This is a genomic window from Paraburkholderia antibiotica (genome assembly GCF_012927125.1).
Taxonomy (GTDB): Bacteria; Pseudomonadota; Gammaproteobacteria; order Burkholderiales; family Burkholderiaceae; genus Paraburkholderia; species Paraburkholderia antibiotica.
This window is the reverse complement of the sequence record NZ_JABBFZ010000001.1, coordinates 136,895-154,072: the sequence shown is the minus strand read 5'-3', so window position 1 is coordinate 154,072 and position 17,178 is coordinate 136,895. Positions and strand designations below refer to the sequence as shown.

General features: G+C 64.9%; 15 protein-coding genes. 8 read left to right on the top strand and 7 right to left on the bottom strand.

Annotated elements, in window-relative coordinates; genetic code table 11:
- The first annotated feature begins 63 nt into the window (after positions 1–63).
- The 4 genes from hemL (at position 64) to HHL14_RS00700 (ending at position 5,047) form a co-directional block, all read left to right on the top strand.
- Complete coding sequence (hemL, locus tag HHL14_RS00715; RefSeq protein WP_169495681.1) at positions 64–1,347, top strand: glutamate-1-semialdehyde 2,1-aminomutase; 1,284 nt, start codon at positions 64–66, stop codon at positions 1,345–1,347.
- Positions 1,348–1,470: 123 nt separating this feature from the next.
- Positions 1,471–2,622 (top strand): bifunctional diaminohydroxyphosphoribosylaminopyrimidine deaminase/5-amino-6-(5-phosphoribosylamino)uracil reductase RibD, encoded by a 1,152-nt coding sequence (gene ribD, locus HHL14_RS00710; RefSeq protein ID WP_169495680.1) that lies wholly within the window; start codon positions 1,471–1,473, stop codon positions 2,620–2,622.
- A gap of 15 nt (positions 2,623–2,637) precedes the next feature.
- Positions 2,638–3,273, top strand: a complete 636-nt coding sequence (locus tag HHL14_RS00705; RefSeq protein ID WP_169495679.1) for a riboflavin synthase — start codon at positions 2,638–2,640, stop codon at positions 3,271–3,273.
- A gap of 157 nt (positions 3,274–3,430) precedes the next feature.
- Positions 3,431–5,047 (top strand): TonB family protein, encoded by a 1,617-nt coding sequence (locus HHL14_RS00700; protein ID WP_169495678.1) that lies wholly within the window; start codon positions 3,431–3,433, stop codon positions 5,045–5,047.
- Positions 5,048–5,168: 121 nt separating this feature from the next.
- Here the strand turns inward: HHL14_RS00700 and HHL14_RS00695 are convergent, their stop codons facing one another.
- From HHL14_RS00695 to HHL14_RS00670, 6 genes are all read right to left on the bottom strand, one after another.
- Positions 5,169–6,761 (bottom strand): GTPase, encoded by a 1,593-nt coding sequence (locus tag HHL14_RS00695; protein WP_169495677.1) that lies wholly within the window; start codon positions 6,759–6,761, stop codon positions 5,169–5,171.
- Complete coding sequence (locus tag HHL14_RS00690) at positions 6,758–8,014, bottom strand: GTPase (RefSeq protein ID WP_169495676.1); 1,257 nt, start codon at positions 8,012–8,014, stop codon at positions 6,758–6,760. The genes HHL14_RS00695 and HHL14_RS00690 overlap by 4 nt, the downstream gene beginning before the upstream one ends.
- Positions 8,015–8,196: 182 nt before the next feature.
- Positions 8,197–9,132 (bottom strand): catechol 1,2-dioxygenase, encoded by a 936-nt coding sequence (gene catA, locus HHL14_RS00685; RefSeq protein WP_169495675.1) that lies wholly within the window; start codon positions 9,130–9,132, stop codon positions 8,197–8,199.
- Positions 9,133–9,211: 79 nt separating this feature from the next.
- On the bottom strand, positions 9,212–9,502 hold the full coding sequence (catC, locus tag HHL14_RS00680) for a muconolactone Delta-isomerase (RefSeq protein WP_169495674.1): 291 nt from the start codon (positions 9,500–9,502) through the stop codon (positions 9,212–9,214).
- Positions 9,503–9,529: 27 nt separating this feature from the next.
- On the bottom strand, positions 9,530–10,666 hold the full coding sequence (locus HHL14_RS00675; protein WP_169495673.1) for a muconate/chloromuconate family cycloisomerase: 1,137 nt from the start codon (positions 10,664–10,666) through the stop codon (positions 9,530–9,532).
- Positions 10,667–11,005: 339 nt separating this feature from the next.
- Positions 11,006–11,395 carry a VOC family protein gene (locus HHL14_RS00670; protein WP_169495672.1) on the bottom strand — a complete coding sequence of 130 codons (390 nt, stop codon included), beginning with the start codon at positions 11,393–11,395 and terminating at the stop codon, positions 11,006–11,008.
- A gap of 374 nt (positions 11,396–11,769) precedes the next feature.
- On the opposite strand from HHL14_RS00670, the gene ribBA reads away from it, so the two are divergent.
- The 4 genes from ribBA (at position 11,770) to HHL14_RS00650 (ending at position 15,294) form a co-directional block, all read left to right on the top strand.
- Positions 11,770–12,903, top strand: coding sequence for a bifunctional 3,4-dihydroxy-2-butanone-4-phosphate synthase/GTP cyclohydrolase II (gene ribBA / locus HHL14_RS00665; RefSeq protein ID WP_169495671.1), 1,134 nt, complete (start codon positions 11,770–11,772; stop codon positions 12,901–12,903).
- Between the two features lie 48 nt (positions 12,904–12,951).
- Positions 12,952–13,461, top strand: coding sequence for a 6,7-dimethyl-8-ribityllumazine synthase (gene ribH / locus HHL14_RS00660; RefSeq protein ID WP_169495670.1), 510 nt, complete (start codon positions 12,952–12,954; stop codon positions 13,459–13,461).
- Positions 13,458–13,892 carry a transcription antitermination factor NusB gene (gene nusB / locus HHL14_RS00655; protein WP_169495669.1) on the top strand — a complete coding sequence of 145 codons (435 nt, stop codon included), beginning with the start codon at positions 13,458–13,460 and terminating at the stop codon, positions 13,890–13,892. Before ribH ends, nusB begins: the two co-directional genes overlap by 4 nt.
- A 205-nt stretch (positions 13,893–14,097) precedes the next feature.
- Positions 14,098–15,294 (top strand): pyridoxal phosphate-dependent aminotransferase, encoded by a 1,197-nt coding sequence (locus tag HHL14_RS00650; RefSeq protein WP_169495668.1) that lies wholly within the window; start codon positions 14,098–14,100, stop codon positions 15,292–15,294.
- A 301-nt stretch (positions 15,295–15,595) separates the two neighbouring features.
- Here the strand turns inward: HHL14_RS00650 and HHL14_RS00645 are convergent, their stop codons facing one another.
- Positions 15,596–16,789 (bottom strand): transglycosylase SLT domain-containing protein, encoded by a 1,194-nt coding sequence (locus tag HHL14_RS00645; RefSeq protein WP_169495667.1) that lies wholly within the window; start codon positions 16,787–16,789, stop codon positions 15,596–15,598.
- Between the last annotated feature and the right edge of the window lie 389 nt (positions 16,790–17,178).

Below are 17,178 nucleotides of genomic sequence, written 5' to 3'. Positions count from 1 at the left end.
TCGCCCGTGGGAATCGCCCCAGGCCGTTTGCGCCGCGACGCAACCCCTATTTCAGCCATCGCCATGTCCAGAAACGAAACCCTTTTCGAACGCGCGCAACGCACCATTCCCGGCGGCGTGAACTCGCCAGTGCGCGCCTTCCGCTCCGTCGGCGGCACGCCGCGCTTCATCGAGCGCGCGCAAGGCCCGTACTTCTGGGACGCCGACGGCCAGCGCTATACCGACTACATCGGCTCGTGGGGCCCGATGATCCTCGGCCACGTTCATCCGGAAGTGCTCGAAGCGGTGCAGCGTGTGCTCGCGAACGGCTTCTCGTTCGGCGCGCCGACCGAATCGGAAGTCGAGATCGCCGAGGAAATCTGCAAGCTGGTGCCGTCGATCGAACAGGTGCGCATGGTGTCGAGCGGCACCGAGGCGACGATGAGCGCGCTGCGTCTCGCGCGCGGCTTCACGAACCGCAGCCGCATCGTCAAGTTCGAGGGCTGCTATCACGGCCACGCGGACAGCCTGCTGGTCAAGGCCGGCTCGGGTCTGCTGACGTTCGGCAATCCGACCTCGGCGGGCGTGCCGATCGATATCGCGAAGCACACCACGGTGCTCGAATACAACAACGTCGCCGCGCTCGAAGAAGCGTTCAAGGCGTTCGGCAACGAGATCGCGTCGGTGATCGTCGAGCCGGTCGCGGGCAACATGAACCTCGTGCGCGCGACGCCGGAATTCCTGCAGGCGCTGCGCCGTCTGTGCAGCGAGTACGGCGCGGTGCTGATCTTCGACGAAGTGATGTGCGGCTTCCGCGTCGCGCTCGGCGGCGCGCAGCAACTGTACGGCATCACGCCCGACCTCACCTGCCTCGGCAAGGTGATCGGCGGCGGCATGCCGGCGGCAGCGTTCGGCGGCCGGCGCGACATCATGGCCCATCTCGCGCCGCTCGGCGGCGTCTATCAGGCGGGCACGCTGTCGGGTAATCCGATCGCGGTCGCGGCCGGCCTGAAAACACTCCAGCTGATCCAGGCGCCCGGCTTCTACGACACGCTCGCCGCACGCACCGCGCGTCTCGCGCAAGGTCTCGCGCAGGCAGCGCGCGAAGCCGGCGTGCCGTTCGCGGCCGATTCGCTCGGCGGCATGTTCGGCATTTACTTCCGCGAATCGATCCCGACGAGCTTCGCCGAGGTCACGCAAAGCGATGTGCCGCGCTTTAACGCGTTCTTCCACAAGATGCTCGACGCCGGCGTCTATTTCGCGCCGTCCGCGTATGAGGCAGGCTTCGTGTCGAGCGCGCACGACGACGCGATAATCGACGCGACGATCGACGCCGCGCGCGGCGTGTTCGCCTCGCTGAAGGGCTGAATCCGGACCTGAAGCAAAGCCCCGCCGCAGGCTTCGCACGAAGCTTCGAGCGGGGACCTCGCTCAGGCCCACACGTCTCACCCGCAACCCGCACGACCCAGTTACCGCAGTCAACGGACACCGATGTTCTCGCAAACCGATTTCGTCCATATGGAACGCGCGCTCGCGCTTGCGAAGCGCGGCATGTACACGACCGATCCGAACCCGCGCGTCGGTTGCGTGCTCGTCAGGAACGGCGAGGTGATCGGCGAAGGCTACACGCAGCCGGCCGGCCAGGATCACGCCGAGGTGCGCGCGCTGAAGGACGCGCGCTCGCGCGGCCACGATCTGCGCGGCGCGACCGCCTATGTGACGCTCGAACCGTGCAGCCACTTCGGCCGCACGCCGCCGTGCGCGAACGCGCTGATCGAAGCGCAGATCGGCCGCGTGATCGCGGCGATGGAAGACCCCAATCCGCAGGTGTCCGGGCGCGGTCTCGCGATGCTGCGCGATGCCGGCATCGAAGTGCGCTGCGGGCTGCTCGCCAACGAAGCGCAGGAGCTGAACATCGGCTTCGTGTCGCGCATGACGCGCGGCCGGCCGTGGGTACGAATGAAAGTGGCGGCCTCGCTCGATGGCCGCACCGGTTTGCCATCGGGCGAAAGCCAGTGGATCACCAGCGCCGCCGCGCGCGCCGATGGCCATGCGTGGCGCGCGCGCGCGTCGGCGATCCTGACCGGCATCGGCACCGTGCGCGAAGACGATCCGCGCATGACGGTGCGCGCGATCGACACGCCGCGCCAGCCGCAACGCGTGCTGATCGATAGTCGGCTGGACGTGCCGCTCGACGCGCAGATTCTCGTTGGCGCGCCGACGCTGATTTTCTGCGGCAATCTGGATGCGCGTCTCGAAGAGCGCGCGAGCGCGCTGCGCGAGCGCGGCGCCGAAATCGTGCCGCTGCCGAACCCGGCCGGCAAGGTCGATCTGCCGCGCCTCCTGAACGAACTCGGCAAGCGCAACGTGAACGAGTTGCACGTCGAAGCCGGTTACAAACTGAACGGCTCGCTGCTGCGCGAAGGTTGCGTTGATGAACTGCTCGTCTATCTCGCGCCGAGCCTGCTCGGTATCGAGTCGATGAGCATGTTCAATCTGGCCGCGCCGGAGTTGCTCGCGGATCGCGTGAAACTGAACTTCCACACGGTCGAGCGAATCGGCGACGATCTGCGGATTCTCGCGCGCTTCGCGCCGTCGGCCATACCCGGGACCGACCCCGTGTCCCCCACCGTTTCGAAATGATCAAGGACTAGCACGATGTTTACAGGAATCGTCGCGGCAGTGGGCCGCATCGAATCGATCAGGCCGCTCGGCACGGGCGACGACGCTGGCGTGCGTCTGAACGTCGAGGCCGGCGGGCTCGAACTCGCCGACGTGCAACTCGGCGACAGCATCACGATCCAGGGCGCCTGCATGACGGTGGTCGCGAAGACCGATCACTCGTTCGAGGTGGACGTGTCGCGCGAAAGCCTGAACCGCACGGTCGGCCTCGGCGAACCCGGCGAGGTCAATCTGGAGAAAGCGCTGCGCGCGCACGATCGGCTGGGTGGACATATCGTGTCGGGCCACGTCGATGGACTCGGCACGGTCACGCGTTTTGCGCCGGTCGGCGAGTCGCACGAGTTGCGCATTCTCGCGCCGCGCGAGATCGGCCGCTATCTCGCCTACAAAGGGTCGATCACGGTGAACGGCGTGAGCCTGACCGTGAACTCGGTGACCGATCGCGACGACGGCTGCGAGTTCTCGATCAATCTGATCCCGCATACCGTGCAGGTGACGTCGCTCAAGCATCTGCGCGACGGGGCGCGGGTGAATCTGGAGATCGATCTGATCGCGCGCTATGTGGAGCGGATGCTCAACGCGCCGAAGGATGGCGATCAATCCGCGAAGTAACGTAGCGACGGCTTGCCGGGAAGATCGACTCGCTATTGTCGTCGCGTCGTGCCCGGTGCAAACTTCGATGGACGACGGTGCTGGGGACCGTAGCCACGCGCGAAGCGGGCCACGACGGCCGTCGGACTCTCGGCAGGATCTGAACACCGTCACGACAATGACAAAACTAAATACGCGTTATCGCTGGCCTTCGTCGTATCTCCGCTTAACCCGATCGCGAGCCCTCGAAGCCTCGCTGCTTTTCGCCAGCATCGCCTGCCTCGTCGGCACAAGCGCCGCTCATGCGACGATCGCATCGACGCCGCACTATGTGCCCGCGCAGAACATCCCTTGCAGCTACGGTCTGTCCGCCGACGATCTGAAGTCCGCCGGCCCGGCCATCACGCACGCGCCGCGCCCGAACGCCATCGTGCGTGCATCGGTCGACGAACGCGGGCAGATCGCCGACGCGGTCGTCGAAGTGTCGTCAGGCAATCCGGCATTCGACAACCTCGCGTTGCAAGCGGCACGGCGCGCGCAGTGCCGGCCCTTTACCGGCGTGGACAACCGCCCTGTCGCAGTCGAGACGAACTTCAATTTCGATCTGCCGCGCACCGAGGCCAATGCGGCGCCTTCCGGAGCTGGTGCGAATGCGAGTGCGGGTGTCGGTTTCACGCCGGCCGCGAACAATCCGGCCTACGCAGACCTCGCCCGTCTCCCATCCTTTCCCGCCGGCCCGGCGAGCCCCTCGCTGCTATCGACCGCGCTGCCGTTTCTACCCGGCAGCAAACCGCTCGACGCCACGGAACTCGCGCAGCGCTTCGGCCTGCCGCCCGACTCGTCGAAAGCGAAACTGCTGACAGAGTGGGCGCAGAAACTGACCGCCGATCCAGACATCCGGCGCGCCTATCTTTCATCCGACAACAACCCGACGACGGTCGGCCCCGTCGCGCTCGAACGTGCGCTGAACATGGTGAACGGCATGGCGCGCATCTCGCAGCAGGACCGCGACCAGGTGCTGAGCCTGACGACGCGCGCGCTGAACAACGCGCCGCCCGATTGCGGCGGCCTCAGGAATCTGCAACAGATCACGTCGCGCTATCTGTCGATGGAAACCGAGAGCGACGCGGAACTGCGAGCGCAATTGCAGGCGATGTTCAACCTGATCAAGCAGTCGACGCAAACCACGCCGCCGCCCACGGTCACGCCAGGCGAGCGGTTGCGCGGACAGTTGGCGCTGTCGGCGTCGATCGCGGATACGTTGAATCGCGATCCTTCGGCTGCGGACGATCTTGGGTTGCTGACGAGCGGCAGGCAGGCGGAGTTGTCGCCCGAAGCCTGGTGCAAGGCGATGCGCGTCTATCGCCACGCGTTCGACACCATGCCGCAGACCGCGCGCGAATGGATCACGCTAGGAGAACTCGATAACAGCCGACGCTCGACGTCGTTACTGATCACGGCGCTGAAGAATCTCTCCGTCGCCGCGTCCCGATACCAGGCAGCAGCGGCGCAAACGGCCTCCGCGCCGAAGGTGTTCGATTACGCGCAGCTGGTCCGGCAACGCGTGCAGCCGAACATCGTCTGGAATGGCAAGGTGGATCATCGGGAAACCGTGGTCGAAGTGCATTGCACGTCCACGGGCAATCTGGAGTCGGTGAAGATCGTTCGCTCGAGCGGCGACCGGAGTTGGGACAAGGCGGCCGTCGAAGCGATCAAGCGCTCCGACCCGATGCCGCGCGATGAAAACGGCGAAACGCCGCGCTCGTTCACGATCACGCTGAGGCCGGGTGTTTGAGCGGATGCAGATGACTGCGAGGGGATGACGCGGGGCGTTCATGCCCCGCGTATGAAGCTGCGTTGATGCGGCGGCGAATAGCAACGCGCGTAGAGGGAACGCGCGCTGGAAGGACCCCGCCTCAGACAGACTCGGACCGCACTTTCGATTTCAGTCCGAGCAGGCGTTCTTCGTTTCTCGCCAGAATCTCTTCGAGTTCGCGCGCGAGCGCCGTCAGTCGGGTAATCGACGCGCGGCACTGTTGCGTGGCATGGCTGACCAGGCTCAGCAGACACTCGCGAATCGCGTGGCCGAGCGCGGCATGCAGCCGCCCATAATCGACACCCGCGACTTCGCTCGCCACCGCAATGCCAACCGCACCACCCGCCCCACGCTCGACGACGATCTCGTCGAAATCCGCCTTCTCGTCGAGTGCAATACGCGCAAGCGACGCGTCGAACACGATCGCATAATCGCCCAACACCCGCTCCGCCTCGCGACCAAACCGCTCGAATATCGCTTGCGACAGCGTGTTGCACAGCGCCTTCACGTCGTGCGTTGCCGCGTGCGCATCCAGCAACGCCGGCAACGTCGGCGCGATGCCGCGCCACACCGCATTGACGAGTTGCTCCTGCTGTTGCTCCAGCATCGTGAGCGCAGCCTGCGTCGACTGCGTGAGCCCGACGAGCATCGGCGCCGCGTCGCGCTGCAGACTGCCCAACACGTTTTCTTCCAGATGATGCAGCAGTATCTCGGCCCGCTTGCGCCGCTTATAAGCGAGCGCCGGCCCCGCGATGTCGAGCAACGCCGCATAAAGCCGTTCGAAACCGGCCTCGTTCAGCGCCGCCGGCGTCTGCCCTTCCACCCGCGCGACGTACGCGGAGATCGACACCGGCGACTTCAGCAGCGCCGCATCGACACCCATCGCCACGAGCTTTTCCTGCGCGCGAATGCGAATGTCCTGCTCCTGCAACGCGCGACGCTGCGCGGTCTTGTTGCGCAGACATTTGACGAGTTCACCATCGACTTCGTCTTCCTCGTACTCGTCGCTACGCGTGACGACTGGCAGCAGCGGCTTGTTCCTGTGCAATTCGCGGCCGAGTTCGTCGAGCTCCTGCACCTGTCCCGGCGACGTCGAGCTGGTCAGCCACAGCACGCCGTCGGCGCTGTCGGTGAAGCGCTGCGTCAACGCGGCGTTTTCCGGCGTCACGGAATGCAGGCCCGGCGTATCGAGCAACGCCAGTTTCTCGCCGAGGCGCACGCCTTGCAGACGCGACGTCGTTTCGGTCGCGCCTTCCCTGAAGGGCTCGGACGTTTCGACGACACGGCCCGCGTCGACGTGGAAATACTGCACGGGCCGGTTGTGCGCGGCGAAACGCTCGGCGAGGAAATTGCAGAACGAACTCTTGCCGGCGTTGAACTTGCCGAACACCAGCAGCAGCGCCTGATCGTCGAAACGATCGGCCAACGCTTGCGCGACCTGCAGGTCGGTCCACTGCCGTGTCCACGTCGGCGTGCTATCGCCCAGCAACGTATTGATCGCGTCGGCCTCGCGCGCCAGCACACTGTGCGACTGCAAGCCATCCGACCGCACGCGCCCAGCTTCCAGATCGGCATTCAGCTTCGCGAGCCAATCGTTCAGCGCATGCAGCAGCGCGTCGATATCCTGTGCGACGAAATCGAACCCGTCGACCTCGGCGATAAAGCGCTGCTCCAGGCTCACGTCGGCTTTCATGCGCGCGCCTCCAGTGTCTGCAGCGCGGTCGCGGCCTGGTCCGACGCAGCAATCGCCGCTTCCATATCGACGATCTGCGCAGCCAGCGCCTTGCGGTCGTCGGACAGTTCGTAGTAGTGGGTGAACTCGCGCTGCATGCGCTCCCGTCCCGATGCTTCGCAGAACATCCGGCGCAAATCCTTGCGGAATTTCACCGACACGCCCATCACCGCGATCATCACTGAGTTCAGGCTTTTCGCGGCGGTATGCTGTTCCTTCGGCAGACCGATCACGCCATGCCCGGCCAGCAGCGCGTCGATTTCGATGCAGGCGCGCGAGTACGCGATCTGGATATGCGCGCGTTCGAGTTTGCCCGCGGTAATCGCGTAGGCGTCCTTCGCGGTATCCGGCACGATCGCGTGATCGGTGCCGAGCGCGTTCAACATGGCTTCGATATCGCCGGCCACTTTTTCGATCACGGACGACAGGCCGCGATCGAAGTCGATTCTTTGCTGTTGCTGCGTATGCCGCAGCAGATCCAGCGACGTCTGCTGCGCCGCGCGCAGTTGCTGCAATTTCGTGCCGATTTCGCGGAACAGCAATTCGGTTTCCTGCGCCCGCGCCTTCGGCACGCGCGCGAGTTCGGTCTGCAGCGTGACGTGCAGCGCGGGGATACCGCTTTTCTCCAGCAGCAGTTTCTTGCCGCCTTCGAGCCCCTTGCGATGCCGCATCGACGACACCGCGTTCAGCACCACGCCGGGCATCTGCCGATCGATCGCGGCGCCGACGCTCTGCAGCTCGGCATCGTCGGCGAGCTGGTCGACTTGCGACAGCACGAACAGCGTTTGCCGTCCGGTCCGCACGCGGTCCCGATCGAGTTCGCTCAGCAGCGCCAGCTCTTTCGCGTCGAGCTCGCCCTCTTTCGCGGCATGCACGAACAGGCGAATGTCCGACTTCAGCCATGCGGCGCGCAGCGCCTCGCGATCGTCAGCACTGCCGACATCGGCGTCGAGCCCCGGCGCGTCGAGCCAGCGCACACCCTCGCGCACGCTATCGGACAGCCGCACCGTTTCGCGCCGGTCGGACACGGCGAACGCGTCGCGGCCCACCAATTCGTTGAGCAGGCTGCTCTTGCCATGGTTGTACTTGCCGACGACGGTGACGACGGGCTCGCTGTCGTCGATCAGAATCTGCAAGCGCGCCAGATCGTGGGCCCGCTCCGGCAGCACGGACGCGACATCGTGTGCGGCCTGCTCGCGAATTTTGCTCGACACCGTCAGCTCCTCAATGCGCTAGATACTCGATCCGCCAGGGTGGCTGACCGTAAAAGAAGGGACCCGATACGAGAAAGTCCTCGTGGACGGCGTTGACCATCCACGAGGACTTGTATCGGTAGCGGATGATTCCCGCAACGAAGCGGGCGACGGTCGTGTTGCCACACCGTCGCCCGGCGCCATTACGCTTCGGCCGAAGCGCGCAGGCGGTAGACGAGCTGGTTGTCCTTACCCTGGAGCAGCGGCGTCACCGTGAAGTTGAACTCGATGTCCTTGTACGCGTCGGCCTTCAGGCCCAGCGCCGCGCCACCCGTCTTCTCGACGACCGGCGGAATCAGTTCTTCACGCGTTGCGTACGCGAAGTCGTCCCAAATCAGCGGATCGCCTTCGATGTTGAACTGCGTGGTCAGCTTGCGATGCGAGTCGCTCGTGACGAAGAAGTGCACGTGCGCCGGACGGTTGCCGTGGCGGCCGAGGCCGTTCAGCAGTTGCTGGGTCGCGCCGTGCGGCGGGCAGCCGTAGCCCACCGGCATCAGCGTGCGGAATTCGTACTTGCCGTCCGCGCCGGTCTTGACCGCGCCGCGCAGGTTGAATTCGCTCTGTGCGCCCGTCGGGTCGAAGTGCGAGTAGAAGCCCTTCGAGTTCGCGTGCCAGCATTCGACAACCGCGCCAGCCACCGGCTTGCCGTCCATACCCTTGACCGTGCCGCGAATCACCAGCGGACCTGCATCCGCATCGGCATTGATGTCGATCTTCGACAGACCGTCACGTACCGGAGCGCCGGCAACGTACAGCGGGCCTTCGATGGTACGCGGCGTGCCGCCTGCCAGACCGACCGCCTTGTCTTCCGCGTCCATGCGGATGTCGAGATACTTCTCGAGACCGAGGCCGGCCGCCAGCAGTGCCGCTTCGCCGTCCTGACCGAGCTTGTTCAGGTAGTTGATGCCGGCCCAGACTTCGTCGGGCGTGATGTCGAGGTCATCGATCGCCTTGAACAGATCGCCCAGCAGACGGAAAACGACTTGCTGGAAACGCGCGTTGCCGTTGCCGGCGTCGACGTTCGATGCTGCCTTCAGCAGGTCCTGCACTTCTTTGGTTTCAAATACTTTGACGCTCACGATGACTGTCTCCAGTTGGTATTGGGGGAAAAAATAATGTTGCTTACGCCCGACTTCAAAGAGCGCTTCGCCACTGGGCTCAAATGTCGTCGTCCCGAATCGACGACGGGTGACGACACAGAGGCGTCACCGAAATCTTCATGTACGGAAAGAGCGGCAGGCCGGACAGAATCTCGTGCAGCTCGGCGTTGCTCTCCACATCGAAAACGCTGTAGTTCGCGTACTCGCCAACGAGGCGCCAGATATGACGCCACTTGCCGCTGCGCTGCAGGTCCTGCGAGTAAGCCTTCTCGCGCGCCTTGATCTCGTTGGCCACATCCGCCGGCATGTCGAGCGGGATGTTCACGTCCATCCGTACATGGAAAAGCATCTTTAAGTCCTCTTGATCGGTATCCGTTTAGCGGGTGACTTTCATCAGCCCGTCGCGAGTGAAGCGCTTGACCTTCGCTTCGTCCAGTTCGATGCCCAGCCCCGGGCCGTTCGGCACGGTCAGCTCGAAGTCGCTGTAGTCGAGCGGTTGGGTCAGAATCTCTTCGGTGATCAGCAGCGGGCCGAACAGTTCGGTGCCCCATTGCAGGTTCGCGAAGCTCGCGAACAGATGCGCCGAAGCCACCGTGCTGAACGCGCCTTCGAGCATCGTGCCGCCGTACAGCTCGATACCGGCGGCGTCGGCGATGGCGGCGACGCGCTGCGCGGCGAACAGACCACCGTTCTGTTCGATCTTGATCGCGAATACGTCGGCGCCGCCGTTCTTTGCGATCTCGAACGCGCTTTCGGGTCCTTGCAGAATTTCGTCGGCCATCAGCGCGACCGGGAAGCGGCGCATCAGACGACCGAGCGCCGCGGCGGACGCGACCGGCTGCTCGACCAGATCGCAACCCGCGTCGGCCAGTGCCGGGATCGCCCAGGCGGCCTGGGTTTCGCTCCAGGCCATATTGACGTCGACGCGCACCGCGCCGCGATCGCCAACCGCCTTCTTGATTTCGGCGACGTGGCGAATGTCGGTCTTGAGTTCCTTCGCACCGATCTTCAGCTTGAAGACCTTGTGCCGGCGCACTTCGAGCATGTGCTCGGCTTCGGCGATGTCCTTCGCGGTGTCGCCCGAGGCGAGCGTCCATGCCACCGGCAAACGCTCACGACGACGACCGCCCAGCAGTTCGCTCACCGGCACGCCAAGGCGTTTGCCCTGGGCGTCGAGCAACGCGGTTTCCAGCGCGCTCTTCGAGAAATGATTGACCTTGACCAGCTTGCCGAGGTGCGCCATCAACGCCTGAATGCGCGTGGCGTCCTTGCCGATCATGGCCGGCGCGAGGTAGGCGTCGATCGCGAGTTTCATCGCCTCGGGGCTTTCGGGGCCGTAGGCCATGCCGGCAATCGTGGTGCCTTCGCCAATGCCGACGACGCCGTCGCTGCAGTACACCTTCACCAGCATCAGGGTCTGCCCATACATCGTGGCGACCGACAGCTTGTGAGGGCGGATCGTCGGCAAATCGACGAGGCTTGTTTCGATACGTTCGATGGTCGCTAGGGTCATGTCGGCTGCTGCTGCGAGAGGGGAGTTCATTGGACGTTTTTATACCCTTCCCGCGTTTTTGGCGTCCAATACTTTTCCTGTCCTCTTTCATACCTGCAAAGTATGATGCAGCCGGAAACCCCGTGTTTTCGACGGATCTTGCGCTGCACCATACATCTTGGGCATCGAAAAAACGGGCGTTTTCGTGCTGGGAAAGTGACTTGCGTCAAACCATCATGCACGCGGAGCATATTGCGCGCGATAAACATGATCGAGGGCAAAGCGGGAAATGTCGATACAGGTTTTAGCCACGCAATCTGGACCGCTCGAGCAACTGCCGTCCGTCATGCGGAAGCGCTCTCACGCCGCCGCGAGTGCGCTGACCATCACGCAATAGCCGTCCGGATCACGCAGAGCAAACTCCAGCGTTCCCGTGTGCGGATTCAGGTGCGGCTCGTCGTCGAGCCGGGACACGAGCGTGCGCACCCTTGCGAGACAGGCGTCGAAATCGTCGACACGGAAAAACAGCAGCAGGCCGTTGCCCGCCTGGCCATTTCCTGGATCCAGCAACGATGGATGCTCGTGCGCGCCCCACCGATGCAGGCAGAGCAGCACGGTGCCGTCCGTATCGACGAGCTGACCGAAGTCGTCATGAGCCGGAGACGTCGGCGGCTGGCCGAACAGCGTCTGATACCAGCGAAAACTGCGCGCCACGTCCTTCACGCCGATGATCGTCCACGTACGCTTCACTCGAACCTCCATTGGCGAACGATACGAATACTGTAGACGCGTCATGGCAATCGGCCAAAGTCAGCGGCGGCCATTGGCCGCATCGCGAATGGTCCGAGCCATGCAGGTCTCCCGGCAAGCCACAAGTAAAGCCGTTGCCCAGTCGCCGATACGCCCCGTCAGTACCGTTCCTCACGGCTGCAATCCGTAAGCGGAGCCCGTCCACCGCGCCACGCCCGCCGCCCCGCTCCGTTGCCCTACCCCACCGGTTTCGACGAGCGTAGCAGCGCAGCCCCGCTCATCACCAGTCGGCCGGATGGCCTATGTCGTCCGGCGGAGGCGACTTGGGCCCGCGCGTGGCGTAAAATACGCGCTTTCCCGAAAATCTCGCCAACATGACGCTCGCCTCCACCCAAGAGATCATCGCCGAACTGAAAGCCGGCCGGATGGTGATCCTCGTCGACGAAGAAGACCGCGAAAACGAGGGCGACCTCGTGATCGCCGCCGAGTTCGTCACCCCGGAAGCGATCAATTTCATGGCCCGCTACGGCCGTGGCCTGATCTGCCTGACGCTGACCCAGGAACGCTGCAAGCAGTTGAACCTGCCGCTGATGACCTACCGCAACGGCACCCAGTACGGCACCGCGTTCACGGTCAGCATCGAAGCGGCCGAAGGCGTGACGACCGGCATCTCGGCGGCCGATCGCGCCCGCACGGTCGCCGCCGCGGTCGCGCCGGACGCGAAGGCCGAGCACATCGTGCAGCCGGGCCACATCTTCCCGATCATGGCCCAGCCGGGCGGCGTGCTGGTGCGCGCCGGCCATACCGAGGCCGGCTGCGACTTCACCGCGCTCGCCGGGCTCACGCCGGCTTCCGTGATCTGCGAAGTGATCAAGGACGACGGCACGATGGCACGCCTGCCCGACCTGATCGAGTTCGCGCAGGAGCACGGCCTGAAGATCGGCACGATCGCCGATCTGATCCACTATCGCAGCCGCACCGAGTCGATCGTCGAGCGCGTCTGTGAACGCACGATGCAGACCGCGCACGGCCCGTTCCGCGCGATCATGTATCTGGACCAGCCGAGCGGCCAGCCGCATCTCGCGCTGGTGCGCGGCACGCCGAACCCGGACGAAGACACGCCGGTGCGCGTGCACGAGCCGCTGTCGGTGCTGGATCTGCTCGAAGTCGGCGAATCCACCCATTCGTGGACGCTGGATGCGGCCATGAAGGAAATCGCCGCGCGCGATCTCGGCGTGGTCGTGCTGCTGAATTGCGGCGACTCGAAAGACCATCTGATCGACGTCTTCAAGGCGTTCGACTCGAAGGAAAAAGCCAACGCGCTCAAACGCCGGCCGGTCGATTTCAAGACCTACGGCATCGGCGCGCAGATTCTGCGCGAACTCGGCGTCGGCAAGATGCAGGTGCTGTCGAACCCGCGCAAGCTCGGCAGCATGTCGGGTTACGGTCTCGAAGTCACGGGCTTCGTGCCGATGCCCGGCAGCAGCAAGCAAGCCCCGCAAGGCTGATCCGGCTACCCACGCGCCTCGCGCCCACTCAAACACTACGGAATTCACATGGAAATCGGACAATACCAACCGAATCTCGACGGCGACGGACTGCGCATCGGCATCGTCCAGGCGCGCTTTAACGAACCGGTCTGCAACGGCCTCGCGGACTCCTGCATCGAAGAACTCGAACGCCTCGGCGTGACCGGCGAAGACGTGCTGCTGGTCACGGTGCCGGGCGCGCTGGAAATCCCGCTCGCGCTGCAAAAGCTCGCGGAAAGCGCCCAGTTCGACGCGCTGATCGCGCTCGGCGCGGTGATCCGCGGCGAGACCTATCACTTCGAACTGGTGTCGAACGAAAGCGGCGCGGGCATCACCCGCATCGGTCTCGACTTCGGCATCCCCGTCGCCAACGCGGTGCTGACCACCGAGAACGACGAACAGGCTGTCGCGCGCATGACCGAAAAGGGTCGCGACGCCGCGCGCGTGGCCGTCGAAATGGCCAACCTCGCGGTTGCGCTCGAACAGCTCGGCGGCGATGACGACGAGGAAGAAGACGAAGACGAGGAAGAGGCATGAAGAGCGCACGCCGACGCTCCCGCGAACTGGCCACGCAGGGGCTTTACCAGTGGCTGCTGTCGGGCTCGCCCGCCGGCGAGATCGACGCGCAATTGCGCGGCGCGCAAGGTTACGACAAGGCCGATCACGAGCATCTGGACGCGATCCTGCATGGCGTGATGCGCGACTCGGAAGCGCTGTCCGCCGCGATCGCGCCGTGCCTCGATCGTCCGATCGAACAGCTGTCGCCGGTCGAGCGCGCGGTGTTGCTGGTCGCCGCGTTCGAACTGAAGAATCACGTCGACATTCCGTATCGCGTGGTCATCAACGAGGCGGTCGAGCTCACCAAGACGTTCGGCGGCTCGGACGGCTACAAGTACGTGAACGGCGTGCTGGACAAGCTCGCGGCGCAACTGCGCGCCACCGAAACGCAAGCGGCCCGCAAGGGCTGAACGCGACGCGCGTGGCGCCATCCATCGAAGATGGCCGCCATGCGCGTTTGCCTCGGGCGCGCGGCAAACCTCGCCGGCGCCCCTATCAGAATGTGACTCAGGATGTGACTCGGGGCACGACTTGTGGCTGCCCCAGCGCATCAGCGCTTCATCCGTCGCGCGGGCCCCGTCGTCGCGCTTCTGCTTCTGAACTGGATCTGACTGTATGAACTCCGTGACCGAACCGCTGGCGCGGCTTGCCGCCCGCGTCGACGCCATCCAGCCCTTCTACGTGATGGAACTGGCCAAGGAGGCCGCGCTACTCGAACGCGAGGGGCGCGACATCATTCACATGGGTATCGGCGAGCCGGATTTCACCGCGCCCGAACCGGTGATCGAGGCGGCGGCGAACGCGCTGCGCCGCGGCGTCACGCAATACACGAACGCGCTCGGCCTGCACGCGTTGCGCGACGCGATCTCCGCGTATTACGCCGATTTTTACGGCATCGACGTCGATCCGGCCCGGATCGTCGTGACCGCGGGGGCGTCGGCCGCGCTGCTGCTCGCGTGCGCGGCACTCGTCGATCGCGACGATGAAGTGCTGATGCCCGACCCGTGCTATCCGTGCAACCGCCATTTCGTGATCGCCGCCGAAGGCAAGCCGGTGATGGTGCCGAGCGGGCCGGCCGAGCGTTTCCAACTGACCGCCGCCGACGTCGAGCGCCTGTGGGGCGAGCGCACCCGGGGCGTGCTGCTGGCGTCGCCGTCGAACCCGACGGGCACCTCGATCGAGCCGGCCGAACTCGAACGCATCGTCAAGGCCGTGCGCGCCCGCGGCGGCTTCACGATCGTCGACGAGATCTACCAGGGCCTCAGCTACGACGCGAAGCCGGTGTCGGCGCTGGCATTCGGCGACGACGTGATCACCGTCAACAGCTTCTCCAAGTACTTCAACATGACCGGCTGGCGGCTCGGCTGGCTGGTCGTGCCGCCCGCGATGGTCGGCGCGTTCGAAAAGCTCGCGCAGAACCTGTTCATCTGCGCGTCGGCGCTTGCCCAGCACGCGGCGCTCGCGTGCTTCGAGCCGGAGACGATCGCCATCTACGAAGCGCGGCGCCTCGAATTCAAGCGCCGTCGCGATTTCATTGCGCCGGCGCTCGAATCGCTCGGCTTCTCGGTCCCGGTGATGCCCGACGGCGCGTTCTACGTGTACGCGGACTGTCGCGGCGTCGCGCATCCGGCCGCCGGCGACAGCGCGGCGCTCACGAAGGCGATGCTGCACGATGCCGGCGTCGTGCTGGTGCCGGGCATGGACTTCGGCACAGCCGCGCCGAGGGAGTACATCCGGCTGTCGTACGCGACCGCCTATCCGAAGCTCGAAGAAGCGGTCGAGCGGTTGGCGAAGCTGTTCGGGCGGCATTGAGGCTGCGGGCGTTGAGCGACATGGTTGGGCTTGACGCGTAACGCCACAGTCACGCTGACGGTGCCGCGCGACGAACACGCCGCCGACCTTGCACCACCAGGCCACAGGCCCCGCCCCCCATCCGCACAACGCGCCACCGGCCAGGCGTCAGTCACGCCGAAACGCCCCGCCGCCTTCGACCTGCAGCCAGAAACAAAAAAGGACACCTTCTCAGGTGTCCTTTTTTCATGCACGTCAGACTTTGTCTCTAGTGCTAGCCGGTACGAACCTCTGCCAGCCCCGAAATCCGTAACCGCTACCCTCAGGCGCCCAGTTCCGAAGCCGACGCCGCCACATGCCGCGTGGCGCTCGCATCGTCGTCCGGTTCGGCCGGCTGCGTATGCACCGCCGCACTCACCGCGTGCCCCGTCTGCATCGTCATCTGCACGCGCTTGCCGTTCCCGCCGTTATTGCTCGCCACCGCGGTCGTATTGGCCGAGGCGGTCAGCGCCGGCGCCTGCGGTGCGTTGATCGGCACCTTGCGGCCGCGCGCGACGTCGCGCAGACGGCCACGCTCGGCCATCACCTTGGCGCCGTAGCCGCCGTCGTCCTGCGAGGTCGAGCCAACGTACAGACGCAAGCCGCCCGGCAGCGAGCCGCCGCGCGCGATGCAATCCTTCAGCACGAGCGCGCCGACCTTGATGTTCGTCAGCGGTTCGAGCGCCGCGCCCTGGCCGCCGAAGTACTGGAATTTGTCCGAATGGACCTTCGACATCACCTGCATCAGGCCCTGCGCGCCGACGCCGCTTTCGGCGTACGGGTTGAAGCCCGATTCGATCGCCATCACCGACAGCAGCAGCAGCGGATCGAGGCCGACTTCGCGGCCGGTATCGAACGCCGCCCTCACGAGCTCGCTGACGGGTTCCTGAGCCACACGGTAGCGCCGCGCCAGGTACGAGGACACCAGGTCCTGCTCGTGGCTCGATACCAGCACACGGTCGTCCCGCGCATCGGCGGAGACACGCTGCGACGGAATCAGGCGGGCCAGCGCACCCACGCTTTGCATCGCGCGCGGAGCGAGACCATTCAGCGCCGCGACGCCCATGCCGGTCGAGCCAGAGTTGTCGACCGCGTTGTCGAAGTTGGTGCTACCGACGGTGAAGGCCGTGCTGCCATCGTTGGCGGCATCGGCATTGTTCAACGTGCTGGCCGAATTGGCCGACAGCGTATCGTCGGACGACCCGCCGGCATTGCCGGCCGGACCGATGGCCGGCATCGGATTGCCTTGCAGCAGACGGGCGGGACCCGCCTGCACGGCCGCGGAAACGACCGGCATCAGTCGCGCGGCAAGCACGCCGCGCCAGGCCGGCATCAGCCAAAGAACAAGAGCCAGCACCACGGCGATCCCGCCGACAATGCTGAACAGGTGATGACTTACTCGCGTCCCGCGCCGCAACGCACCGCGCACAAGCTGCGCAATACGCTCATCGGGACGCCACGATAACCAAGCGTTCATTCAGATCTCCCATCTTGCATGATCCGCGGACGCCGCCGGATGATCAGGCGGTACCACACGTTCGCGGAATCAAGACATCGCGTGCTCTCTGGTTGGGCAGCAGCGATGTCGGGAAAACGGCAAATACCGTCTGGGGAGCCATCTCGAAAACAGCCCAGACACGCTCGAAGCATGCCGGACCTTGCTCCCACGCGAAAAACCAGCGTCAGGGGACGCTGGTGAGGACTTCAATAAGCCGTCCGTGCCCTGCAGGGAGCGGAAACGGTGACGCGTTGCGTCTCAAGAACCGGGGGTAGCGGTAAAAAGGTTAACACCCCACAACCAATGTGGACGGATTCTATGCACGGTTTTATAGATCGTCAACACTATGGAAAGCAAAATCTATAACT